The sequence below is a fragment of the Nocardiopsis sp. NPDC055551 genome (assembly GCF_053619415.1).
The window spans coordinates 168,477-193,406 of the sequence record NZ_JBSHJJ010000013.1 but is presented as its reverse complement, the minus strand read 5'-3'; the positions used below and the strand labels follow the sequence as shown (position 1 = coordinate 193,406).

Here is a 24,930-nt window from a genome sequence, read left to right as displayed (position 1 = left end):
GCCAGCAGAATACGCCGCGGTCGGCTTCCCTAGATTCGGCCGAGCGCGACTTCCCACGGCAAGGGGTTTCGGACAGCGCACGGACGTTCACGGAGAGTTTCGGTCCTATGTGTCGAGGCTCGTTCCGGTGCCTTCGTACGCGGCGGTTCCGGCGCATTCCACTCAAAGCACCACCGGGCGAGCCACCGCTTTTACGGGCGCAACGACCGAGCGGGGAGTTTTCCACAGGTTCCGCGATCTCGCTTGTCCCACCCCTGGGAACAGCGCATGCTCTACCCATGTCCCCCGGTCCACCTGCGATGAGGTGAGTCGAATGTCCTGTGAGCCACTGTGCCCCGAACCGTCCACGGTCCCCGAGGCGTCCGTAGTGGAGCCACCGGCCGACGGGAAGGCCCTGCGCGCCGCGGTGCGTCGGGTGTCCCCCGACGCGCTGTCGACCTTCGACATCCAGCACCGCTACGTCCGCGACCTGTGTTCGCGTACCGGCGATCCGATCCCGGTGCGCATGTTCCTACGCCGGTGGGGTGTGTTCGTGGAGTTGCGCAACTGCCCACGGCGGGCGGCCCGGCTGGCCCGGCTCGAACTGGCCGCCGCGGAGGCCACCGACACCGAGACCGCCCGGGCCGCCGCCCAGGAGATCGCGCACATCCTCGACGACGCCACCCATCGGTCGCCGGCCCCTTGACCGAGTCCGCTCGACCGAGACCACGTGAGCGGCTCCGCGTGACGTGAGTGCCGTGGGTGGTCTCCCGAGGCGGTCACTGGCCGCCTGTGGTCACCCCACTCCGCGCGGCACCGCCACCACCTGCGGTGACGACCCCGCACCGGACGCTATGTCCCGGTCGACCCTGTACCGGTGGAACCGGCCGGGTTAAGCTGCCCGGCGCAGGGGTGTGCGCGATTCGTGTTCGGTCGCCTACGTCCCCGTGCCGCTCGTTGCCTTCGGCTCGTGCGGCCCCGCCCGAGCCCCCGCCCCGCTCCCCCGCGGGAACGACCCCCGGACCAGCATGCGACGTATCCTCCGCAGCCCCGAACGACCCCGAACGCGGCGTCGACGGCACCTCCAGGGACGCCGCGACGACGGCCAGGCCAACATCCTCCTGTTGTTCGGCATGACCATCGCCCTGTTGGCGCTCACCGTGCTGTTCATGCGGGTGGGGTTCGCCAACGACCAGCGTTCCCAGGCCCAGACGGCGGCGGACGCCGCCGCCCTGGCCGCGGTGAGCGCCCTACAGGACAGCGCGTCCGACCAACTCGCCGGTGGTTCCTATCCGATGCCCCGATACGACGAGGAGATCGCCGAGTCCCGGGCGGAGGACTTCGCGCGGGAGAACGGGGCGGTGCTCACCGACATCCGGGCCAGCGACAACGTGATGGGACGTTCCGGCAACATCGTCCGGGTGGAGGTACGTGGCGCGCTCTGCCAGCGGGAGCTGGAGCCGAACGCCTCGCGGCACTGGAACGACATCGTCTGCGAGGGCGAGGAGGACATGAGCGAGACGTCCTTCGGCAGCGCCGCGGCGATCGCGATCATCGAGCTCGACGCGGACTGTGGTCGTGACGACGACGGGATCAACTGTGACGGTTCGCCGGTGGGCGACTCGGAGCAGGCCTCGGGGTTGTTCGACGTGCACCTGGTCGACCAGGAGGGTCAGTACGAGTTCGATCCGAACTCGGTGTTCGGTGGAGGCGCGATCGTGGACTGCGCGAACCTCGGTAGCCTGCACCCGCAGATGTGCGCCGCCCACCAGGCGCTCAACGACCAGTTCCCGGGCTTCTACCTGTCCGCGGGCGGTTACCGTGACGAGCCCACCAGCGATCACGGGCACGGCCAGGCCGTGGACTACATGATGGCCGAGTTGGGCGCGACGCCGACGCCGGACATGCACGCCACCGCCATCCAGGTGATCGACTGGCTCATCCAGAACCACCAGGAGCTGAACGTCAAGGGGATCATCTACGACTACCACATCTGGAGCCCGGCACGGGACGCGGTGGGACCGTGGGAGAGCGTGAGGAGGTCCGCCGGGTACCGGGGAAGTCCGACGCAGGACCACGTGGACCACATCCACCTGTCCGCCGGGCCACCGCCCTTCCGCTAGTCCTGTGGCCGGAAACGTTCGCCCGGGTCGGCTCATGAGTTCTCATCTCCCGTGATCTTGCTACCAGAAGCAAGGAAAGAGCTTTCCTTGCTTCTGGTAGCAAGATCACGGGGACAGGTCGAACCGGTGAACCTTCTCGGTCACCGCACTAGGCCTGGAAAGCACACCCGAGAACCCCCTCTGAGCAGGGGGTTCTCGGTTATCCACAGGTTCGGGATCGGGGCTTGCCGCGACGGCACGGGCCGCCGAAACTTGAGATATGACGCGAGAACACGTCGTACCTCACGGAAGCATCCCGCTCTTCCCCCGTCCTCACAGCACGCCTCCCCCGCCGCGGCCTCGTCACCCGGGGTGGCCCTCGGTGCCGTTGGGCACACCACCTCCCGACCGCGAGCTGCTGTCGGGCGTCCTGCGGCCGGTGTTGGCGGAGCTGTCGGGGGACGCGTTCGCCTTCGGTCGCACCGCCGCCTACCTGTGGGGCGTGGGCCTGTATCCACGGGGCACCAGGGTGACCCGGACACGGCTGCACGTGGCGGTGCCGGCCGGGGTGGAGAAGGTGTCCCGGCACTCGGTGATCCCCCACCGCGAGCTGCTCGCCCCGGCCGATCGGGCCCTGCTGAGAGGGGTGCGGCTGACCACGCCGGCCCGCACCGCGCTGGACGTGGCACACAGAGCCGAGAACCTGTACGGCGCCACGGCGGCGCTGGATCGGTTCCTGGCCCTGGGACTGGTGGATCCGCAGGGGCTGGGCGCGGCGTTGTCGCGGCACCCACGCGGTGCGCGGCCCCGGCTGCGACGGGCGGTGTACCTCTCCGATCCGGGCGGTCGGTCCCCGGCGGAGAGCTGGACCCGGGTGATGGTGTGCGCATCGCGTCTGCCCCGGCCCAGGACCCAGTGTCCGGTGGAGACCGCGCAGGGGCTGTTCCACGCCGACCTGGGGTGGCCTGAGCACCGGGTGGCGGTGGAGTACGACAGCGCCGCCCACCATTCGGCCCGGCACGAGCGCGCCAGGGACCGCGTCCGCTACCGGGCGATGGCGGACGCGGGGTGGCTGGTGCTGTCGATCGGGGTGCACGACCTGCAACGTCGTCCGGCCCGGTTGATGCGTCGGCTGCGGGACGCACTGCTGGCGCGGGGTTGGAACCCGACCCGGGCCGAACGCGAGCGGATCCGCTGGGCCATTCGCCGGTTGGAGACCCGCCCGCCCAGGCCGGTCGGGGAGGTGGGCGCGTGAACCGGAGTCCGCACCACCGGGACGCGAAGGCACACGACCACCGCCCACCACACCCGGACCAGGGCGCGGGGGTGGTGGAGTACGCCGCGCTCCTGACCCTCATCGCGTCGCTCGCGGCCACGCTCACCGTGATCGCACCACGGGTGGCCGAACCGTGGGGAACTGCCGCGGAGCGAGCCCTGGACCCGGGATCGACCACGACCGACCACGAAGGCACACCGTTCGGTGACGGGGACCCGGACCCGGTGGAGATCGCGGAGACGGTCCTGCGCTGTCTGCCCACCCCGGACCCGGTGGGGAGGGTGGACTGCGCGCTCGCCCTGTTGGGGCTGTTGGACTCGGACCTGTTGGAGGCCACGCTGTTGCGCCTCACCCCCGAGGAACTCCACGACCTGTTCGCCGGGGGCGGGTTCGACTCGACCGTGGCGGCGCGCACGGCGGTGCGGCTGGTGTGGGAACACGGCTCGCGACGCCTGCTGCGGGCGCTGGCGGAAACGGAGACCTTCGGCTTCCTCCAGGGGTACCTGGAGTCCCCTGAGATCCAGTACACCCTCCGTTTCGTCGGTGTCGGAAGGGATTATGTGCGGGTCGTGCTCGAACGGAGCGGTGAGTGACCGCGTCGTACTCCCCGTAGGCGGTACACCCCCACTTCGAACCGCAGAAACGAGGCGTTGTCAGTGTCGACATCGATGCCTTTCACCGACCCGGCGGACCAGGCTCCGACGCAGAGCCCGGACTGGCCGATGACCCTGCTCGTGGTCGCGGTCTGTCTCACGGTCATCGCGAGTGGTTGGGGGGTGTCCCGGCTGGTCCTCAACGGCGGTTCACAGGGGGTGTCCACCCCGGTGGAGGACCCGAGTCCACAGACCCATCCACCCGAGGAGCGGAGCGGGGAAGCCGACCCCGCGGACGCGGAGGCCGTCCTGGAGATGGCCGCGGAGGAGCTGAGATCCTCGCCCTCGGTACAGGTGAGCTACGCCCAGTACTCGCAGGGCACGGAGGCGGGCCGGGGTTGGGCGCGCGCGGGCGAGGACCTCGACGTCGAGTTCGAGCACTACCACCGGACCGGGGAGGGCGTGGAGGTGTTCCGGTACGAGCTGGCCGACGCGGGCCACCTGATGACCGCGGAGAAGGGCCTGGACGGGCTCACCCTGCTGGACCCTCCCACGGAGGCGGACCTGCGGTTGTGTTCGGTGGATTTCCTCCTGGCCACCATGGACGCGCTGGTGGAGTCCGCCGTGGGACTGGAACTGGTGGAGATCGAGGAGGTTCGTCTGCCAACGGGCCCGGAGGGGGTCCCGGCGAGCACGCACACCGCGCACCGGTACTCGGGGAACTTCCCCGCCTCGATGGGCGGCTACGACAGCGACACCGGCCGCAACACGCTGACGCCTCTACCGAACGCCGAGTTCGACCTGTGGGTCGACGAGGAAGGTCATCCCCGCCGGCTCAGCTACGAGACGGCCGACGGGGACGGGGAGACCTACGACTACCACGCGGTGACCGAATGAACGGTCGACCGGCTCAGAGCGCTCCGGCTCGCGCGGTGACCAGGTCGGGGACGCTGACGGTGTCGTCGAGTTCGTAGGCGTAGGGCGGGTCGGGGACCTCGCCGCGCAACTCGGGCTGTTCGGAGTCGACCAGCAGGTTGTCGCGGGTGACGACGTCGCCGGGTTCGTCGTCCTCGCTGGAGACCGACAGTGGGGTGCGTTCGAAGTAGTTGCCCTCGACCAGCACCTTGGAGCCCTGGGCAGAGCTGACCCCGTACTCGGGGTTGTCCCGGAAGTAGTTGTTGAACACGTGGACGTGCTCGGCGTTGCGGGCGCGCGGGTGCCGGGAGGTGGTGCCGTCGAAGAAGTTGTGGTGGACCGACACCCGCAGCGCGCCGGTGTCGTCTTCGGCGGAGCCGATGGTGACGGCGGCCTCGGCCTCGACGAAGTGGTTCCAGGACAGGGTGACGTGGTCGGCGCCGTCGGTCACCATGACGAGGGCGGCGTCGCCTTCACCGGTGAAGGTGGAGCCGTCCACCCACACGTGGTGGGCGTCGCCGTGGACGGCGATGGCGGTGCCGTCCACGTCCATGCCGACGTTGGCCACGATGACGTTCGTGGAGCCGTCGACGTCCAGTCGGCCATTGGTCAGTTCGGCGCCCTCGCCCACCCCCAGGACGGTCTTGTCGGAGCCGACCGCGATGGTGCCGTCGAGGTCGATGTCGCCCTCGACCTCCACCACGAGGGGTTCGTCGGAGGAGAGGTGTTCGGCGAGGTCGTCGGCGTCGGTGGCGGTGACGGTCTCCCCTTCGGCGCCACCGGTCACCCCGGGATGTTCGGCGTCCTGGCCCTCGGCGCCCTCCTCGGTCTCCTCGGCCTCCTCGGCCTCCGCACCGTCCCCGCCGCCTTCGCCGTCATCGGCGTCTTGGCCGTCTTGTCCGTCCTGGCCGTCCTGGCCGGCAACCGCCTCCACCGCTCCGGGCTCGGCCGCCCAACCCACCGGGATGCCGTAGGGCCATTCCTCCTCCGGTTCCTGCGGCGGTGGACTACTCTCGTCGGCGTCCTCCGGGCCGGGATTCACGGCCGCTCCGGTGGGCGCCTCGGGTTCCTCGTCGGTTTCCTCGGAACGGGAGCAGGAGACCAGGGCCGCACACAGCAGGACCGCGAGACAGGACGCGGCGAGGGGGTGGATTCGCATCTGGAACTTTCCAACGAGCGGGGAGGGAGGGGGTCGAATCGTACCGATTCTCTCAGGCCCGGGGAGAGCGTGGGCAAGGCGGTCCCCGGCCGCGCACGAGCGAGGGCGCCGCCCCCTTGTTCGGGGGACGACGCCCTTTCGGTGGTGTTCGGGGCCGCCGGGACGCTCACCGCGCCCGGAGGTCGGAAGCGACCGTGGAGGTTACTCCGCGGCCCAGCCGATGTCCTCGTACACGAAGTCGGCGGCCAGACCGAACTCACCGAAGTTGTGCAGGTCGTCCTTCATGACCCAGAAACCGGGACGCTCGAACAGCGGGATGGTCAGGACCTCTTCCCACAGCAGGGCGTCGATCTCGTTGGCGATCCGGGCGTACTCGTCCGGGTCGGTCTCCACCGCCATCTCGTCGAACAGCTCGTCGACCTCCGGGACGGAGTAACGGCTGACGTTGGCGCCCCAGTTCTCGCCCTCCTCGTCCACGGGCATGCCGTAGTTGCCCTTGGAGTCGGAGGAGAAGGGGGAGGTGCCGGTGTAGACGAAGGTGGCCAACTCGTAGTTGCCGGGGGTCACGTACTCGGAGAAGAGCGCGTTGGCCGGCACCTGCTGGACGTCGACCTCGATGCCCACCTCGGCGAGCATCTGCTGGGTCATCTCGCCCTCGTCGACGGCCAGGTCCATGCCCTCGGAGGCCACGTAGGCCAGGGTCAGGCTGTCGCCGTCCTCGTTGGTGCGGACCTCCTCACCGTCCTCCAGGGTCCAGCCGGCCTCGTCCAGGAGCTCGGCGGCGCGGTCGAGGTCACGCTCGCCCAGGTCACCGCTGTTGTCCTGGTAACCGTTCTGGCTGGAGCGCAGGAGGCGGTTGACCTCACCGGTGATCGGCCAGTCCACGGCGCCGAGGGCGACCTCGGCCATGGTGTCGCGGTCCATGGCCAGGGCGACGGCCTGTCGGACCTTCTTGTCCTCCAGGCGCGGGCTGGAGCCGTTCAGCGCGGTGAAGCGGTGCCCGTGGTTGACGGCGCGGGTGAAGTAGGCACCCTCGCTCTCCATGTCCTTCACGCGCTCGTAGCCGGCGGCGTCGTAGCCGAGGTAGAAGGCGTCGACCTCACCGTTGGCGAAGGCACCGGACTGGGCGTTGGTGTCCAGGCCCGCGAAGATGATGCGGTCGAGCTTGGCCTCGTCGCCCCACCAGTCCTCGTTCTTGTGAACGGTGATGCGGGAGGCGACGTCGTCGAACTCCACGTCACCGAACGGACCTGCGGTGACGGGGATGTCCTTGTCGTAGCCCTCCAGGAAGAGTTCCTCGTCCTCCATGTACTCCTTGGGGTACAGGGGGGAGAACAGGGTGGGCCAGTCGCCGAAGGGCTCGCTCCACTTGATGGTGAAGGAGTACTCGTCCTCACCCTCGACGATCTCGTCGATCCGCTCGTAGCCGGTGCTGGAGAGGATCTCGAACTCGCTGCCGCGCTCACCCTTCATGGTGGTGGCGAGGGCTTCGTAGTCCTCCCAGGTGATGGGCTCACCGTCGGACCACACCGCGTCGGGGTTGAGCACGAAGTCGGTCTCCAGACCGTCGTCGCTCACCTCGTAGTCGAGGACGTAGTTCTCGTTGGCGGCGAACCCGCCCTCGGCGTCGAAGCGCATCGGGGACGGCATGACCGCCGCCATGACACGACGCACGTCGCCCTTGTTGCCCTGGACGTGGTGCATGTTGTGCTGCTCTTCGTACTCGCTCAGGGCCCAGATGAAGTCACCTCCGTCCTTGAGGTCGTCGCGGTCCGCGGGGTTGAGGTCGTCGGCCGGCAGGGACGCCTGCTCTGCCTGGGCGTCGCCCTCGTCTTGGCCGTCGTCGCTCGCGCAGGCACTGGCCAACAGCACCAGAGCGAAAGCGGGGGCGAGGTAACGCGCCTTCCCGATACGCATGGGGATTTCCCTCCTAGGGATGGTGTGACCGGTGCGCGGGGCGGCACCGGCCGTGCCTTCGAACCGTGGATCAGACAAGGTCGCTACGCCGTTCCGCGAAGTGGCAGGCGGATCCCTGGTCCCCACCGTTGGTGGGACGGATCGTCGGTTCGACGCTCATGCACTGCTCCTGGTCGGACTCCGAGAGAGTGATGAACTTCTGGCACCTCGTTCGGAAACTGCAACCCGAGGGCGGATTCGCGGGACTGGGGAGGTCCCCTTCCAGAACGATGTGCGTGCGTGCCCGTTCCCGTTCCGGGTCCGGAACGGGGATGGCGGACAGCAGGGCTTGGGTGTAGGGGTGACTGGGCCGGGTGTAGATCGACTTGGTGTCGCCGATCTCCACGATCTTGCCGAGGTACATGACCGCCACCCGGTCGGCGATGTGCCGGACCACGGACAGGTCGTGCGCCACGAACAGGTAGGCCAGACCGAGCTTGGCCTGGAGCTCCTCCAGCAGGTTGATCACACCCGCCTGGATGGACACGTCCAGTGCCGAGACCGGCTCGTCCAGGACCAGGAGCTTGGGTTCCAGGGCCAGGGCCCGGGCGATGCCGATGCGCTGACGCTGACCACCGGAGAACTCCGCGGGGAAGCGGGTGGCGTGCTCGATGTTCAGTCCGACGAGTCGGATGAGCTCGTAGACGCGCTCGGTGACCTCCCTCACCGGAACCTTGTGGGTGCGCAGCGGCTCGGCGATGATGTCGAAGACCGGCATACGCGGGTCCAGGGAGCTCATCGGGTCCTGGAACACGATCTGCATGTCGCGACGCAGCCCGAACCTCTCGCTTCGGGAGAGCGTGCCGACCTCACGGCCCATGACCTCGACACCGCCGCGTTGGGGCCGCTCCAGGCTCATGACCTCCATGAGGGTGGAGGACTTGCCGCAGCCGGACTCCCCCACCAGGGCGAGGGTCTCCCCCTCCCTGACGTCGAAGTCGATGCCGTCCACGGCGTACACCGTGCCGACGCGACGCTTGAAGACCGCGCCCTTCATCAGGGGGTGGTGCTTGATCAGGTCCTGGACCCGCAGCACCTCGGCGAGGTCCTCCCGGTCGCCGGTGGCCCTCGACGGCTCGGGGATCTCCGGAACCGGGTAGATGTCCTGGGCGCTCCACCCGCCGGCCTCGATCTCGGCGGATCGGACGCACGCCACACGCTGGGCGTCGGTGTTCTCGTCCTCGTCCGCATCGGTGTCGGCGGCGCGCGAACCGATGGTGAGCAGCTCCGGCTCGGACTCATCACACTCGGGCCGCGCGATGGGGCAACGCGGAGCGAAGGGGCAACCCGGGGGCAGGTCGGACAGCGACGGCGGGTTGCCCTTGATCGGCACCAGCGCGCCCTGGTCCTCCAGGTCCATCCGGGGGACCGCGCCGAGCAGGCCCATGGTGTAGGGCATGCGGCTGCCGTAGTAGATCTCGTCGACGCTGCCGATCTCCACGGGACGGCCCGCGTACATGACCAACAGTCGGTCCACGAACCCGGCGACGACGCCGAGGTCGTGCGTGATCATGACGATCGCGGCCCCGGTCTCGCGCTGGGCGGTACGGAGCAGATCGAGGATCTGCGCCTGGATGGTGACGTCCAGGGCGGTGGTGGGCTCGTCACAGATGATGACGTCGGGGTCGTTGGCCATGGCCATGGCGATCATGACGCGCTGGCGCATACCGCCGGAGAACTCGTGCGGGAACGAGCGGTACCGCGCCTCGGGGTTGGGGATGCCCACGAGGGTCAGGAGTTCCACCGCGCGGTCCCGGGCCCTGGCCTTGCCGGCCTTGGGGTTGTGCACCAGGAAGGCCTCGGCCAACTGGTCGCCCACGGTGTACACGGGTGTCAGGCCCGACAGCGGGTCCTGGAAGACCATCGAGATGACCTTGCCGCGTTTGCGGGCCATCTCCCTGTCGTTCTTGCCGAGGAGCTCCTCGCCGTGCAGGCGCACGGAACCGGTGATCTCGGCGTGCTCGGGCAGCAGCCCCATCGCGGCCATGGAGGAGACGGACTTGCCGGATCCGGACTCGCCGACGATGCCCAGGACCTCACCGGAGTGGACGGCGTAGCTGACGCCGCGCACCGCCTTGACGTCGGGGTTGTTGTTCATCCCGGGGAAGGTGACGGTGAGGTCGGTGACCTCCAGAACCGGGGTGCGGGCCGTGTCGTCGTTGTTCGTGGACTCGGTTTCCACGATGGTCTCGGTGCTCATTGGTGTGCCTTCCCCCTAGGACCGACGCGACTTGGCGGCGGGGTCGAGGGCGTCGCGCAGCCCGTCCCCGATCATGTTCACGGCCAGGACCAGCAGCACCAGCAGCACCGTCGGGAAGATGAAGACCCAGGGCGCGGTGGTGGCGAACGAGGCGCCGTCGGCGATGACCACACCCAGACTGATGTCGGGCGACTGAACGCCCAGACCGAAGTAGCTCAGCGCGGTCTCGCCGATGATCGCGGCGCTGACCATGATGGTGGCGTCCGCGATGAGCAGCGACGACATGTTCGGCAGGATGTGCCGGAAGATGATCTTGTGCGGGGGGACGCCCATGAAGCGGGCGGCGTGGATGTACTCGCGTTCACGGAGCGAGATGGTCAGTCCCCTGACCATCTTGGAGGTGACCATCCAGCTGAACGCCGCCAGGAGGATGACCAGAATGAGCCAGCCTCCGTTGCCGACGAAGTGCCGGGACAGGATGGCGAGGATGACGAAGTTGGGCAGCACCAGGGCCAGGTCGGCGATCCAGGTGAGGGCCTTGTCGGTGAACCCGCCGAAGTAGCCGGCGAAGGCACCGATGACGGCCGCCATCGCGGTCGAGATCAGCGCGACCAGCAGGCCGATGAGCATCGACTTCTGCAGACCGGCCGTGGTCTGGGTGAAGATGTCCTGGCCGGTTCGGTTGGTGCCGAACCAGTGATCGGGTGAGATCCCCTCCAGGAGCGCGGTGTAGTCCCGCTCTCCCACTCCCCAAGCGCTGATCAGCGGCCCGAGGAAGGCGAACAGGGTCAGCAGCACCAGGATCACGATGCCGACGATGACGCGTCGGGTCTCGATGAGCTGGCGGGCGATGTCCTTGAACCGGTTGGGTGCCGGTGGCGCGGTGGGCACGTCCGGTGTCGTCTCGGTGACGGTGGTCATGGCGTGGTCTCCAACAAAGCTGCTGCGGGGGCACCCTTGTGGGGCGCGAGGAGGCTGGTCGGTTCGGGGTCGCGGGACATCGTCACACCCTCACCCGGGGGTCGAGCCAGGCGTAGAGGATGTCCGAGAGGAACGACGCCGCCATGATGGTGACGGCCATGAACCAGGAGACCGCGGCGACCACGTGCACGTCCTGGCGGGAGATGGAGTCGATGAGCCAGGCGCCCATGCCGTGCCAGCCGTAGATCTTCTCGGTGAAGGTCGAACCCGAGACCAGGGCGCCGAAGGTGAACGTGAAGTAGGTGATGGTGGGGATCAGCGCGGTGCGCAGGGCGTGCTTGAACAGCGCCCGGCGTCGCGTGAGTCCCTTGGCCATGGCGGTGCGCACGAAGTCCGATCCGAGGACGTCCAGCATCATGTTGCGCTGGTAGCGGGCGAAGGCGGCGAACAGGGCCAGTGCCAGCACCAGGGTCGGCAGGATCGCGTGGTGGATCCGATTGAGGAGCAGCTCCCACGCGTTTCCTTGGAAGCCCGCCGAGTACTCGCCGACGTACTTGAGGAAGGTGAAGCCGAGCCCGTCGTTGATCGCGACCGCGATGACCTGGATGACGATCGCGATGACGACGGTGGGGATCGACAGCACGAAGAAGGAGGCGCCGGTGGCGGCCTTGTCGAAGGCACGGTACTGACGCACGGCGGCGTAGGCGCCGATGGCGATGCCCAGCGCGCTGCCCAGGACGGTGGCGACGGTGATGAGCCGCAGGGTGACCCCGGCCTTCATCCACATCTGGGCGGAGACGTCGCCGCCCTGGATGTTCTTGCCGAAGTCACCGGTGACGACGCCCTTGAGCCAGGTGACGTATCGCTCGGCGAGCGGGGTCTGGTCGTTGAGGTTGAGGGTGTCCAGCTGGGCGTTGACGACCTCGGGCGCCGGTGGCGGCTGCATCTGTTCGAAGTACACGCGCGGCTGCAGGTTGGTGGCCGCGAGAAGGTACGCGAAACTCGTCGCCAGAAAAATCAGGACGACGTAGTTCAGCAGCCGCCTGGCCAGGAACTTGCCCAAAACTATCTCCGAACCTCACACCGAGCCCGGCGCTTGATCTGTGCTTGTGAGTCACCACCACTGGGAGTGATCCGGGTCGGGCAGGGGTTCGCTCGCGCTCCAACCGTAAGGACGGCTAAGCGTTCGCGGTCTCCCGACCCCACGAGGGTCACTCCCAGTGATCGAAGAAACACACTGACATCCGATTCACGTTCCGTAACCGGAATGTCAAGAGTCTGCGCGACGTCTAGACACTTGCCGGTAACCGACGCATCAAGAAAGGACAACGGTGGCAATTTGGGCGGCAAGCACTTGGTGAAATGTCGAATTCCACACAGACGGCACTCGCCCGAACACACTTCGTCATTAAGGTCATCCTGGACTGGGGAAACGTTCCCCACGCAGGGGTATTTCGGTAAACGGCGTTTACAAAAACCGGGCTCTCCGCGACCCTCGCCCACGGAAACGTCGGCGCTCACGCCACACGCGGAACAAGGCCCACCGGAGCGACGTCGCTCCCCCGAAGACGAGGCCGAATATCACGCAGGGTCACGAGAACCGGCATCGGGGACCCCGAAGCCCGGCCGCCGAACACCCGAATATTCTCACCGTGTGTGACACGTGTTAACGCTGACTAACGGTGGAGGTTGACCCGGGCTTGCGCAAGGGGATCGAAGAACCCCCTCCCACCTGCCGGGATACCAAGGACGTGGTCGAAACCGGCGGTCGGGGACGTGGTACCAGCGGGGCCACCGAACCGGAACGCAATACCCCCCACCAGGTACCGAACGCACACGCCGCGTCCCCGGCGACGGACAACCCCGTCCACGCCAGGGGACCCACCACCGCGGCGCCGTGTCGGCGTCGCCAGGAGGCCAGATGCGGCACGGTCAGCAACGCGCCCGCCACCAAGGCCCGACGACCCGCCCTTCGACCCGCGCCGGCCCCACCGCTCCGAGAGCGACCACGCGCCCAGGCCAACGCACCGCCCACGGCCACCCCCGCCGACACCGGCCACCAGGTCGTCCGCACCTCCCGCGCGAGCGCCCGCACCGTGTGCGCGGACTCCACCAACCCGGGACGCACCGCGTCCACCGGCGACAAGGCCACCCCCGAGCGCAGGGCCCCGGCCGTGGCCACAACCCCCGCGGCGGCCACGGTGAGCCCGATCAGGGGGTGTCCGGCCGCGGCCGGCGCCACGGCGGCCAGGGCGGTCGGGCAGACCCGCGGACCGGTCGCACGCAGGCCATGACGTCGGGCCAACGCGGCTCCGGCCGCCCCGAACTCCCAACGCGCGCGCAGGTAGGCGCCGAGTCCGGCGGTCATGGGCATCCGCACCCGGGAGCGGGGTTCGTACCGCACCGACCAGCCGCGCCCGGCCAGTGCCCAGACCAGGTCGGCCTCGGCGACCGCGCCCAGGGCCGGGTCCGACCGGGTGGGTTCGCGGCGCACCACCAGCGCACGGAACGGTTCCAAGGGGGTCGAGGCGAGCACCGGCCCGGGGTCCGTGCCACGGTCGGAGCCCGACGCCCGCAGGGCCGCGATGGTCATGCCCAGGTTCCCGTGGGGTTCCCGAGCGGCCAGGACACGCGGCACGACCGCCGCGACGTCGGGGTCGGCGAAGTGGCCGAGCGCGGCGCGGAGCCAACCGGGTCCGGGTTCGGAACCGATGTCCAGGAAGGCCACGAACTCGGCGTCGCAGGCCCACAGCCCGACCGTCCGGGCGGCGGCGCCCTCCGTGGGCCCCCGGACCACGCGCGCACCGTGTCGAAGGGCCACCTCTTCGGCCGCTCCGGTCACGCCGACCACGAGCACGCGCACGTGGGGGTGCTCGGCGTGGAGGAGGGTCAGGGTCGCGTCCAACGCGCCGGAGTCGATGTCGACGCCGTGCCCGACCAGGACGACCTGGGTGTCGGCTCCGGGTTCGGTGGGTTCGGGGCGTGGGTGGGCCAGTCCGGCGTCCACGAGGATCCGGGCCAGCACGCGTTCATGGTGATGGTCGGGCCGAGCCCCGCTGAGCCGGCGGATCACCGAGCTCACGCCCTCGGCCGGTAACCGCAGGGCGTGGGGTGGGGACCCACCGACGAGGACGTGGCCCTCGTCGGTGAACCGGACGGCGCGATCGATCTCGACACCGAGACCCATGGGCAGTGGTTCGGGGGTTGGCACGGCCATGACCCATACCTTGGCCCGTGATGATGGACACACGCAAGAGTGGACGAAGTGGCAAAATTCGACCCAGTGTCATCTAATTGTTATCTTGTTACGAGAGTCCGCCGGAGCGCCGTTCCCCGCTTCGATCCAACGGTCGAGGACCGTCCCGGACCACTTCATCCCCCCTTTATCCAGTTCAGGCAGGGTTACCCTGTCCGAACCAGGTCGACTGGGTTTCCAGGGAGGCACGGAGCGTATGCTGAGCGCGAGTAGGCCCTTCAGTGTCGTAGGGCACACCGAACACCGGACATGACCATCGCCCATGGGCTGCCCGCAGGCCCCACCACCACACGGCGTGAAGCCCCGCGGCTTCGCCGCCGACACATGTCGCCGCCCTCGTACCGCACTCCCGGCGATACCGAGACGCTTCCCTCCCTGACCCAGGGGGCTTCGCCCCGTGTGTCCACGCGCCGTGACCCACAAAGGGCATGGACGCTCCGAGGGCCAGGCTTCCCATCAGCCCTGCCCGCGCACACACATCCCCGGGGAGTGAACCCACATGTGTGAGACCGCCACCCCTCGTTCCGCGCCCTCGGACCACGACCACTCGACTTCGGCCCCTCTCCACCGTTCCCAACGCCCGGCGAGACCCATGGCAGAGTCCAGAAGCACCCAGAACGCCACCACCCGACAGGACGGCGGCGATCGACGCTCCGCCCGTACGGGGTCCATTCCCAGACCGGCCCGCAGACGCTTTCCCGGTCTGCCGAGCCAGATCTCCTACGCTCGCAGATTCGTGGCCAGGCAACTGGCCGAGTCACCGGAACTGACCACGGCGACGCTGTTGACCAGTGAGCTCGCCACCAACGCCATCAGGCACAGCGCTTCGGGGTGCGACACCGGCAAGTTCGAGGTGTGCGTGCGGCTGGCGCCGGGTTGGGCCCGCGTGGAGGTGCGCGACCTGGGCAGCACGACGGAAGCGCCCCTGCCCCAGCATCGGGACCCCTACGACACGGCCGAGCACGGCCGGGGACTCGACCTGGTGGAGGCGCTCGCCAGCAAATGGGGCACCGAGCCACGACTTGACGGCCGAGGCCGCCAGGTGTGGTTCGAACTCGAATGGGACGGCGACGACCGTCCCTGTCCCTAGGGGTGTTCGGGCGCCCTAGGTCGGCAATGGGTTACGGGAGACACCGTGGCGCCCGAACGGTGGCCCCGTGGTCTCCGTGACGGTACCGAGGGCGTCGGGCACTCAGCCCTCCGAGCCGGAGGCGGGTTCGGTCGGGGCCGCGGGGGCGGCCGGGGCCGGGTTCGCGGTGGCGGGGTCGGTGGCGGGGAGCTTGAAGCGCTCGTACAGCTCGCGGGCGTAGTCCTTGGCCTCCTGCGAGGGCTCGTCTCCGAGCTCGTCGCGCAGCAGGTCTTCGAGGTTCTTCTTCGCGTCATCCATGGGGGGAAGCCTGCCTGGAGTGCGCGGATAGCACAAATCGACATACCGGTGACACAGAGGAAGCGTCCGAGATCCCCTGATTCACAGGGGTTTCCGGACTTTGGTCCACCCCCGCTTCCGGGCGTGTCGCGACGATGTCACCGCTACGGGCACGGACGACGAAGGGGGCGCCCCGCACGTGGTGTGCGGGACGCCCCCTTCTCGTCGGTCGCGCTCGGGTCAGCGACCGTGGCCGGAGTCCTCTGAGGAGGTCTCCTCAGGCACCCGGTCGGCCTCACCCGTGGCGGTGTCGACCCCCGCCTTGGCACGGGCCTTGGCGCGGCGACGCTCGTAGCGGGCCTGCCCCCTGGCCTCACGCTTCATCCGGCGCACCTCGACCAGCTGGTAGAGGACGGGCACCAGGATCAGGGTGAGCAGCGTCGAGGTGATCAGACCACCGATCACCACGAGGGCGACGGGTGCGGACACGAACGCTCCGCCACCGGCCAGGCCCGTGGCCATCGGGATGAGCGCGGCGATGGTGCCGACCGCGGTCATCAGGATGGGCCGCAGGCGGTGGCGCGAACCCTCGACGATGGCCTCGCCCAGTTCCATGCCCTTGTTGCGGTTCTGGTTGATCAGGTCCATCAACACGATGGCGTTGGTGATGACGATGCCGATGAGCATGAGCATGCCGATCAGGGCGGCGGCGCCGATCGGGGTTCCGGTCAGCCACAGCAGACCCAGCGAACCGGTGGCGGCGAACGGGACCGAGATCAGCAGCATGAGCGGCTGCATCAGGCTCTTGAACGTCGCGACCATGATCAGGTAACAGATGACGATCGCGGCGAGCAGGGCCAGACCCAGCTGGGCGAAGCCCTCGGTCTGGTCCTGGCTGACACCGCCCAGGTCGGCGGTGGCGCCGGAGGGCAGGCTGAGCCCGTCCAGGGCCTGGGTGATCTCGGCGCTGACCGCGCCCAGGTCGGAGGCGCTCGGGTTGGCCGACACCGTGGTGCTGGTGACACCGTCGATGCGGGTGAGCTCCGGCGGCTGCTGGACCTCGACGACCTCGGCCACGTCGGTGAGCTCGATCAGTTGCCCGGTGGGCGTGGCGATCGGCAGTTCTTCGAGCTCGGCCACGGTCTGCGGTGCGTCCTGGACCAGGACGACCACGTCGCGGCGGATGTCGTCGATGGTGGCGGTGCCGACGTTTTGACCGTTGAAGGCGGCGGCGACGGTCTGGCCGACCGCGGCCTCGCTCAGCCCCTGCTCGGCGGCCTCCTCACCGTCGACGTGCACCTCCAGGGAGGGCTGCGACTCGGAGACACCACTGGTGACGTCGTCGGCGCCGTCGATGGCGCGCAGCTCGTCCTCCACCAGCTCGGCGGCCTCGGCCAGGGTCGTCTGGTCCTCGGCGGTGACCCGCACCTCGATGCCGGAGCCGCCCATACCGCCCGTGGAGTCCAGGCGCGGTTCGTGCTCGGTGTCCAGGTCGGCGAAGGTGTCGCGCAGGACCTCGCGGTTGCGCAACTGGTCGGTGTCGGGGTCGGCGGTGATCGTGTAGTCGATCTGGTCGGCGGCCCCACCGCCCATCATCGGGTTGCCACCCACGTTGACCTGGTAGGTGTCGATCCAGGCCATTCCGGCGAGTGCTTCCTCGACCTTGGCGGCCTCGGCGTCGGCGGCCTCCAGGGAGGTGCCCGGTTCGAGCTCCTGGATGGCGGTGTAGCTGTTCTCCTCGGCCTGGCCGAGCCAGTCGGTCTCGGAGGTGGCGGCCAGGGCGACGGTGCCGACCAGGATCGCGACACTGGCCGCGAGGGTGACCGCGGTGGCGGTCTTGCGCTTGGTGGTGATCCAGCGGATGACCGGCAGGTAGGCGCGCTGCAGCGGGGTGTGCATCTCGCGCTCGTGCGCCTTGCGCTCGATCTCCTCGCTCGGGACGTCCCCGACCTCGGCGGGCCGCAGGAACCAGTAGCACAGCACCGGCGTGATGGTCAGCGCGACCAGGAGCGAACCGGCCAAAGCCAGGCTGCTGGTGACCGCGAACGGCATGAAGATCTCGCCGACCATGCCGCCGACGAAGGCCAGGGGCAGGAACACGGCGATGGTGGCGAAGGAGGAGGAGGCCACGGCCGTGGCGACCTCGCGGACGCCGTCCTTGACGGCCGACATCCGTTCCTTGCCGTAGTCCATGTGTCTACGGATGTTCTCCAGGACGACGATGGAGTCGTCCACCACCCGGCCGATCGCGATGGTGATCGCGGCCAGGGTGAGCATGTTCAGGGTGAAGCCGAAGGCCTGCATGCCGACGAAGGCCGCCAGGACCGACACCGGAATGGACACCGCCACCACCAGGGTGGAGCGGATGGACAGCATGAAGACCAGGATCACGATGACCGAGGCGACGAGACCGTAACCGCCGGCCTCGAACATGTCGGTGATCGAGTCGTTGATGAAGGGTGCCTGGTCGAAGACGACGGCGAGTTCGACGTCGTCACCGAGAAGGTCGGACTGCTCATCGAGCACGTTCTGGACGCCGTCGGAGACCTCGACGGTGTTGCCGTCGGGGGTCGCCATGACCATGAGGGCGATGCTGGGGTTGCCGTCGAGTCGAGCGATGGAGGAGGCATCCTCGGTGACCATCTCGACGTCGGCGACCTCGGAGAGCCGCACCGCGGAGGGTGCCGCGGCCGGCGGGGCGCCGGGAATCGCGGCCGACTCGTCGGCGGCGCCCGCGGAGGGCTGCACCCACAGGTCCTCGATCGCTTCGAGGTCGGTGTGCTGGTCGCCGGTGGTGACGCTGAGGCTGCGACCGTCCTCGTCGATGGAGCCGCCGGCCATGAGCAGGCCGCTGGACTCCAGCGCGTTGGACAGGTCCTGGACGCTCACGCCCGCGTCGACGAGTTCGTCCTCGTCGGGGGTGATCTCGACGCGCTCCTCCGGCAGACCGGTCAGGTCGGCCGAACGGACGCCGGGCACCGACTCCAGTTCGGGGATGAGCACGTTCTCGATGGTGGACGCCATCGCCTGCTCGTCGCCGTTGTCGGAGGCGGCGGCCAACAGCATCACCGGCATCATGTCCATGCTCATGGACATGACTGAGGGATCGACGTCCTCGGGGAGCATGCCGGCGATCTGGTCGACGGCGACCTGGGCCTCGCGGACCAGTGCGTCCTGGTCGCGGCCGTAGTCGAACTCCGCCATGATCTGGGCTGAACCGGTGCTGGAGGTGGAGGTGATCGTGTCGATGCCCTCCACGCCCTGCAGCGCCTGTTCGAGGGGTTCGGTGACCTGTCCCTCGACGACCTGGGGGGTCGCGCCCTGGTACTGGGCGGAGACCATCACCATCGGCAGGGTCATCTCGGGGAAGAGTTCGCGCTTGGCCGAGAGCGCGGCGAAGGTGCCGAAGAGCAGCACGGCCAGCGTGATGAGGAGGACCAGCGCCCGGTTGCCGAGCGATATGACCGAAAGGCGGTTCACGCGCGCATCCCTTCCGCGTGGGGGGCGGTGGGTCCGTCCGGGTACCGCTCGCCGTGTGCCGTGATGGCCGGTCTGGACATGAGAGGTGCTCGCTCCTAGCTCGCCGGGTGATGGGACGGTTCCCGGACCGGGGGTGCGCCCGTTCGTGGTCGAACGGGCGACCTTGGGCACGGGCCGATCCGCGAGTCGTGTGATGGGGGATGCGGGTGTTCGTTTCGTCCGGGGCGGGACGCCCGCTCGGGTAGACCCGTCGTCGGGCCCCGCATCCGCCGGGCGCACGCTCACCTTACGTCGCGTTATATCGGAAGTTGCGCCGACTCCGGAGAGTTCAGGGAACTATCAGGGAGATGTCAGTCTTCCGTCAGGGTCGGTATCGACCAAAGTTAGGGACACTCGCCGGGTGAGGGGGACCCACTGGCCCGAAGTGGATCTTCACGCCGACAGGGGCGACTGCCGAAGGTGTAACGGACATCACGATGACCGATTCCGGTCATCCGGAAGCGAGCACGGGGGGTACACGCGATGCGCACCCGTACGCATGCGTCGGGTGAGCGGCGACGGCGCGGCGGGGTGGTTCAGACGGCTCGGGGCTGTTCCTCTGAGGGGGCGAGCGTCTCGTGGGGCTGGGTGGTGCCCCAGACCACGTGGAGGAGGTCGTCCAGGGCATGGACGAGGGATTCGTCGACCAGTTCGTAGCTGACCTGCCGACCCTGGGCGTGCGTGCGCACGAGTCCGCAGTCGCGCAGGCAGGCCAGGTGGTTCGAGACGTTCTGCCGGGTGAGCCCGAGCCGGTCGGCGAGCCCGGCCGGGTAGTCGGGCCCCTCCAGGAGGGCCAACAGCAGACGGCACCGGGTGGGATCGGACAGTGCGCGTCCGAGGCGCTGGATCGCGGAGAGGCGTTGCTCTGAGGTCAACATGAAAACCATTGTACATTTTTTGCTGTATAGACAGTGCAGGCTGTATAAACAGTCTTGAGTGTACTAATGGATCTGAGGACGGGGGAACGATGGGCGTGGGACACGACCACGGGCCGATCACGGCCGGGGCCGCCAACAAGCGCAGGCTCGCCGTGGTTCTGGTACTGATGCTCACCGTGGCGGTGGTCCAGGTCACCGGGGCCGCGTTCAGCGGCAGTCTCGCCCTGCTCGCCGACGCCGGACACACCGTCACCGACTCCTTCGGGGTGGCCTTGGCACTGGTGGCCGTGTGGATCGCCGGTCGGCCGGCCACGGGCAGGCGCACCTTCGGACTCCAACGCGCCGAGATCCTCGCCGCGGCCGTCAACGCGATCGTGCTGTTCGTCCTGTGCGGGTTCATCGTGCTGGAGGCGGTCGACCGGTTCCGCGAACCCGCCCAGGTGTCCGGGCTCGGCATGATCGTGGTCGCCGGGTTCGGCCTGGTGATGAACATCGTGGCGATGTTCGTGCTGAGGTCGGGCGCGAAGGAGAGCCTCAACGTCAAGGGCGCCTACCTGGAGGTGATGAGTGACGCGCTCGCCTCCGTGGGCGTGATCATCGGCGGTCTCATCGTGCTCTTCACCGGGTGGCAGCAGGCCGACACCCTGGTCTCGCTCGCCATCGCCGCGATCATCGTGCCCCGCGCGTGGTCGCTGCTGAAGGAGGCCGTGCACATCCTGCTGGAGGCCGCGCCCAAGGGCATGGACCTGGCCGACCTTCGCTCGCACCTGATGGGGCACCCCGCCGTCATCGACGTGCACGACCTGCACGTGTGGACCATCACCTCCGGGGTCCCGGTGATGTCCGCGCACGTGGTGGTGGCCGAGGAGGACCTGCACGACACCGGACGGATGCTCGACGAACTGCACGAGTGTCTGAGCGGACACTTCGACGTGGACCATTCGACACTGCAACTGGAGCCGCCGGGCCACGCCGACCACGAGGGCGCCCGCCACGACTGAGGGCGGGCGGGAACGAGCCGTCGGCGCGGCGGCCCAAGGGCTCGGGAGCGCACGAAGTCGACCCGACCCGGCACGTGTGCGGGGGAGCTCGATGGGGGCGACTTGGATCAGCGCCACGATGACGTGGTCCTCCTCACGCGGGAAGCGGATCATGCCGCGAACCGTCGATCGATTCATTGACCGAACCTCGGATGTGTCGGTTCGGCCGGCCGAGCCTGTGTGCCCCATGACGGGGAGGTTTGGCAGAATCGTTCGGGTCACCGAGCAAGGAGTATCCGTGGACATCGCATCCGAGCGTCGGCCGGCACCCCGGTGAGCCGGCCGTTCCCCCGAACGCGTGCCCGATTCCCCTTCCGGCTCCCCCGCCCTGGGCTCTCGAACTCCCACGGCACCCGCGAGGCCAAGCCATGGCACAAGCCGGCGCGCCTGTTCCTGCTGATCTTCGTGGGCGTCGACCTGATCGGCGCACTGCTGCTCACCACCCCCCTGGCCACCGTCGACGGTCGGGGGCTGCCCTTCCACGAAGCGTTCTTCACCGCGACCTCGGCGCTGGCCGTGTGCGGGACCAGCGTGATCTCCCTGGGTCGGGACCTCACCGGCTTCGGTCAGGGCGTGGTGCTGGCCCTGGTCCAGGGCGGCGGCATGGGCATCATGACGCTGGCCTCCCTGCTGGGCGCCGCCGTCATCCACCGCTTCGGACTGCGCATGCAGCTGACCGTACAGACCGAGGTGCGTGCCCTGTGGGTCGGCGACGTGCGCGAACTGGTCAGTCGGGTGCTGACCATCTTCCTGGTGTTGCAGGGCCTGACCTTCGCACTCATCACCCCGCGCATGTGGCTGGCCTACGACCTCACGCTCCCGCAGGCCCTGTACTCGGGGTTCTTCCACTCGATCATGGCGTTCAACAACGCCGGCCTGTCGCTGTACGACGAAAGCTTCACCCGCTTCTCCGGCGACGGGTTCATTCTCTTCCCCGTGGCGTTCGCGATGATCCTGGGCGGCATCGGTTTCCCCGTGCTCATCGAACTGCGTCGGTGGGTGGTCCGCAATCACCGGTGGTCCCTGCACACCAAGCTCACCGTCACCACCACGCTCATCCTGTTCGCCGCCGGGATCCTGCTGATCACCGCCATGGAGTGGAACAATCCGAACACCCTGGGCGGGCTGCACTGGTGGGCCAGGCTCACCGACGGATTCTTCACCGGGGTGATGCCGCGCAGCGGCGGGTTCAACGCCGTACCCATCGACGAGATGCAGGACTCCACCCTGCTGGTGACGATCATGCTGATGTTCGTCGGCAACGGCAGCGCCGGGACCGCGGGCGGCATCAAGGTCACCACCCTCGCGGTGATCTTCCTCGTGGTCAGGGCCGAGGTGCGGGCCCACGACAAGGTGCACGTCTTCGGGCGTCAGCTGCCCACGGAGGTGGTGCGACAATCCCTGAGCCTGGTGTTCCTGTCCGCCACCGCGGTGGCCACCACCACCGTGGTGATGCTGTGGGCCACCGATTTCACACTCCTTCCGGTGTTGTTCGAGGTGGTGTCGGCCTTCGGCGTGGTGGGCCTGTCCATGGGCATCACCCCGGACCTCGCCGCGTGGAACCAGTACCTTTTGGCGATCCTCATGGTGGCCGGCCGGATCGGACCCATCACGTTCGTCACCGCGTTGGCCTTCCGAGACCGACAACGTCGTTACGCCCTGGCCGAGGCCCGACCGATCGTCGGTTGAGTCCCACCACGAACCCAAGCCCCGAGGAGACAGACCATGCCCCACCGCGATCGAATCGACGACAAGCGCGTCCTGGTGATCGGCCTGGGCCGGTTCGGCAGTTCGCTCGCCCTGGAACTGGTCAGACACGGCTGGGAGGTGCTGGGCATGGACTCCAACCCGCGTCTGGTGCAGACCTACGCGGACGCGCTCACCCACACCGTCATCGGCGACGCCACCGACGAGGAGACCCTGCGGCAGGTGGGCGCGCCCCAGTTCAACCGGGCGGTGGTGGCGATCGGCAGCCACCTGGAGGAGAGCATCCTCACCACCTCGTTGCTGGTCGACCTGGAGGTGGCCGGTATCTGGGCCAAGGCCACCAGCCGGCGGCACGGGCGCATCCTGGAGCAGGTGGGCGCGGATCACGTGGTGTTGCCCGAGCACGACATGGGCGAGCGGGTGGCACACCTGTTGTCGGGGCGGATGCTCGACTACAAGGAGGTCGAGGAGGGGTTCGCCGTGGGCAAGACCCGGGCCCCGGAGTCGATGTTGGGCCGGACCCTGCGGGAGACGCGGGTTCGGCAGAAGTTCGGCATCACGGTGGTGGCGGTCAAACGGGTGGGCTCCTCCTTCACCTACACGACGGAGGAGACGGTGCTGCACAAGGGCGACGTGATCCTGGTGGCGGGCCGCAACGAGGACGTGGAGCGCTTCGCCGAGAGCAGGTGACCCGGGCGGCCCCGAAGGGCCTCGACCCATCGGGGCGCGCACCGGGAAGCCCGAGCAAAGCGGACAAATTGACAACCGTTTTCATTTTCCCGAAAATGGTCCCATGAGAACCAGGACCTCCGTGCGCACCGCCGCCCTCGGCGCCGCCCTCACCATGATCATCACCGGCTGCGGAAGTGAGGGCGGTTCCAGCGGTGACAGCGGGATCTCCCCCTCCGACGCCGACCTCACCGTCGTCACCGGGGTCTACCCGCTCGAATGGCTGGCCCAGGAGATCGGTGGGGACACCACCGCCGTCATCCAGCTGACCGAACCCGGGGCCGAACCGCACGACCTGGAGCTCACCGGCCGCCAGATCGCCGAGGTCAGCGAGGCCGACATCGTGTTCCACGTGGGCGGCCTCCAACCCGCCGTGGACGAGGCCGTCGCCCAGGAGGGCCAGGACGCCTCTCTCGACGTCGCCGACCTCGTATCGCTGCGCCCCGCCGACGGCGGCGAGGACGACGACCACGATCACGGTCACGACCATGACCACGAGGGCGAGGACGACCACGCCCACGATGAGGAGGACGGGCACGAGGAGGACGGGCACGACCACGGCGAGCACGACCCCCACTTCTGGCTGGACGTGGACCTGATGGCCCAGACCGCCGAGGCGTTGGCCGAACGCATGGGAGAGGCCGACCCCGAGGGCGCCGGCACCTACCGCCAGGAGGCCGAGCGGGTCGCCGACGAACTGGCCGCCATCGGCGATGAGTACGAGGAAGGGCTGTCCTCCTGCGAACACCGTGAGGTCGTCGTCGGACACACCGCCTTCAGCTACCTGACCGATCGGTACGACCTGGAGCAGATCGGTGTCAGCGGGGTCGACCCGGACAGCGAGCCCTCCCCCGCGCAGATCGCCGACATCGCCGACATCGTCAACGAGCGCGACATCTCCACGATCTTCACCGAACCACTCATGCCCGCCGAGACCGCGGACACCATCGCGGCCGAGACCGACGCTCGGGTGGAGGTGCTCGACCCCCTGGAAGGAGTGACCGATCAGTCGCCCGGCGACGACTACCCCTCGATCATGCGCGGGAACCTGGAAGCGCTGACCACGGCGCTCTCCTGCGAATAGCCACCGGCCCCCGCAAGGCCCCGTCGATACTTCGGCGGGGCCTTCGCGCGTTACCGAGCGTTCATCCGCGTCACTTTCAGACCAAGGTCCCAAAGCAACTCGCAGGCTTCTGAACAGCAACGAAGCCATGATTGAGCACCTTGCCGACGGCGCCACGATTACATAGCGCTTACATCCGACCAAACCCACGGACAAGTGGCGAGCATCACGCTATGCTCGTGAGAGTGATGGTGCTGATGCACGTGCATTC

General features: G+C 68.5%; 19 protein-coding genes. 10 read left to right on the top strand and 9 right to left on the bottom strand.

Going from position 1 to position 24,930, the window contains the following annotated elements; genetic code table 11:
- The first annotated feature begins 313 nt into the window (after nucleotides 1–313).
- From ACWGSK_RS22850 to ACWGSK_RS22830, 5 genes are all read left to right on the top strand, one after another.
- A complete protein-coding gene (locus tag ACWGSK_RS22850; RefSeq protein ID WP_358504199.1) occupies nucleotides 314–685 on the top strand; it encodes a hypothetical protein in 372 nt (123 codons plus the stop codon).
- Nucleotides 686–1,007: 322 nt separating this feature from the next.
- Complete coding sequence (locus ACWGSK_RS22845) at nucleotides 1,008–2,102, top strand: pilus assembly protein TadG-related protein (protein ID WP_452456680.1); 1,095 nt, start codon at nucleotides 1,008–1,010, stop codon at nucleotides 2,100–2,102.
- A gap of 361 nt (nucleotides 2,103–2,463) precedes the next feature.
- Nucleotides 2,464–3,336, top strand: coding sequence for a type IV toxin-antitoxin system AbiEi family antitoxin (locus ACWGSK_RS22840; RefSeq protein WP_452456679.1), 873 nt, complete (start codon nucleotides 2,464–2,466; stop codon nucleotides 3,334–3,336).
- A complete protein-coding gene (locus ACWGSK_RS22835; RefSeq protein WP_358504208.1) occupies nucleotides 3,333–3,950 on the top strand; it encodes a hypothetical protein in 618 nt (205 codons plus the stop codon). The genes ACWGSK_RS22840 and ACWGSK_RS22835 overlap by 4 nt, the downstream gene beginning before the upstream one ends.
- Before the next feature lie 75 nt (nucleotides 3,951–4,025).
- Nucleotides 4,026–4,847, top strand: a complete 822-nt coding sequence (locus ACWGSK_RS22830) for a hypothetical protein (protein ID WP_358504211.1) — start codon at nucleotides 4,026–4,028, stop codon at nucleotides 4,845–4,847.
- 13 nt (nucleotides 4,848–4,860) lie between these two features.
- Here ACWGSK_RS22830 and ACWGSK_RS22825 read toward each other — a convergent pair whose 3' ends face one another.
- From ACWGSK_RS22825 to ACWGSK_RS22800, 6 genes are all read right to left on the bottom strand, one after another.
- Nucleotides 4,861–6,024: a pectate lyase family protein gene (locus tag ACWGSK_RS22825; protein ID WP_452456678.1), complete on the bottom strand. Its 1,164-nt coding sequence runs from the start codon at nucleotides 6,022–6,024 to the stop codon at nucleotides 4,861–4,863.
- A gap of 201 nt (nucleotides 6,025–6,225) precedes the next feature.
- A complete protein-coding gene (locus ACWGSK_RS22820) occupies nucleotides 6,226–7,941 on the bottom strand; it encodes an ABC transporter family substrate-binding protein (RefSeq protein WP_358504216.1) in 1,716 nt (571 codons plus the stop codon).
- A gap of 70 nt (nucleotides 7,942–8,011) precedes the next feature.
- Nucleotides 8,012–10,180, bottom strand: coding sequence for a dipeptide ABC transporter ATP-binding protein (locus ACWGSK_RS22815; RefSeq protein WP_452456677.1), 2,169 nt, complete (start codon nucleotides 10,178–10,180; stop codon nucleotides 8,012–8,014).
- Nucleotides 10,181–10,195: 15 nt separating this feature from the next.
- Nucleotides 10,196–11,101: an ABC transporter permease gene (locus ACWGSK_RS22810; RefSeq protein ID WP_452456676.1), complete on the bottom strand. Its 906-nt coding sequence runs from the start codon at nucleotides 11,099–11,101 to the stop codon at nucleotides 10,196–10,198.
- Nucleotides 11,102–11,183: 82 nt separating this feature from the next.
- Nucleotides 11,184–12,164 carry an ABC transporter permease gene (locus ACWGSK_RS22805; protein WP_358504225.1) on the bottom strand — a complete coding sequence of 327 codons (981 nt, stop codon included), beginning with the start codon at nucleotides 12,162–12,164 and terminating at the stop codon, nucleotides 11,184–11,186.
- Nucleotides 12,165–12,767: 603 nt separating this feature from the next.
- Nucleotides 12,768–14,318: a family 2 glycosyl transferase gene (locus ACWGSK_RS22800; protein ID WP_452456675.1), complete on the bottom strand. Its 1,551-nt coding sequence runs from the start codon at nucleotides 14,316–14,318 to the stop codon at nucleotides 12,768–12,770.
- Between the two features lie 631 nt (nucleotides 14,319–14,949).
- On the opposite strand from ACWGSK_RS22800, the gene ACWGSK_RS22795 reads away from it, so the two are divergent.
- Nucleotides 14,950–15,447 (top strand): ATP-binding protein, encoded by a 498-nt coding sequence (locus ACWGSK_RS22795; protein ID WP_358504231.1) that lies wholly within the window; start codon nucleotides 14,950–14,952, stop codon nucleotides 15,445–15,447.
- A gap of 102 nt (nucleotides 15,448–15,549) precedes the next feature.
- On the opposite strand, the gene ACWGSK_RS22790 is transcribed toward ACWGSK_RS22795, so the two are convergent.
- From ACWGSK_RS22790 to cmtR, 3 genes are all read right to left on the bottom strand, one after another.
- A complete protein-coding gene (locus ACWGSK_RS22790; protein ID WP_358504234.1) occupies nucleotides 15,550–15,744 on the bottom strand; it encodes a hypothetical protein in 195 nt (64 codons plus the stop codon).
- A gap of 219 nt (nucleotides 15,745–15,963) precedes the next feature.
- Nucleotides 15,964–19,203, bottom strand: coding sequence for an efflux RND transporter permease subunit (locus ACWGSK_RS22785; RefSeq protein ID WP_358504237.1), 3,240 nt, complete (start codon nucleotides 19,201–19,203; stop codon nucleotides 15,964–15,966).
- A 575-nt stretch (nucleotides 19,204–19,778) separates the two neighbouring features.
- Nucleotides 19,779–20,120 carry a Cd(II)/Pb(II)-sensing metalloregulatory transcriptional regulator CmtR gene (gene cmtR, locus ACWGSK_RS22780; RefSeq protein ID WP_358504240.1) on the bottom strand — a complete coding sequence of 114 codons (342 nt, stop codon included), beginning with the start codon at nucleotides 20,118–20,120 and terminating at the stop codon, nucleotides 19,779–19,781.
- Between the two features lie 89 nt (nucleotides 20,121–20,209).
- On the opposite strand from cmtR, the gene ACWGSK_RS22775 reads away from it, so the two are divergent.
- The 4 genes from ACWGSK_RS22775 (at nucleotide 20,210) to ACWGSK_RS22760 (ending at nucleotide 24,680) form a co-directional block, all read left to right on the top strand.
- Nucleotides 20,210–21,121, top strand: a complete 912-nt coding sequence (locus tag ACWGSK_RS22775) for a cation diffusion facilitator family transporter (protein ID WP_358504243.1) — start codon at nucleotides 20,210–20,212, stop codon at nucleotides 21,119–21,121.
- 312 nt (nucleotides 21,122–21,433) lie between these two features.
- The gene (locus ACWGSK_RS22770; protein WP_452456674.1) at nucleotides 21,434–22,849 is read left to right on the top strand and encodes a TrkH family potassium uptake protein; all 1,416 of its coding nucleotides are present in this window, start codon (nucleotides 21,434–21,436) and stop codon (nucleotides 22,847–22,849) included.
- 36 nt (nucleotides 22,850–22,885) lie between these two features.
- On the top strand, nucleotides 22,886–23,557 hold the full coding sequence (locus ACWGSK_RS22765; RefSeq protein ID WP_452456673.1) for a potassium channel family protein: 672 nt from the start codon (nucleotides 22,886–22,888) through the stop codon (nucleotides 23,555–23,557).
- Nucleotides 23,558–23,660: 103 nt separating this feature from the next.
- A complete protein-coding gene (locus tag ACWGSK_RS22760; protein ID WP_452456672.1) occupies nucleotides 23,661–24,680 on the top strand; it encodes a metal ABC transporter substrate-binding protein in 1,020 nt (339 codons plus the stop codon).
- Nucleotides 24,681–24,930: the final 250 nt, after the last annotated feature.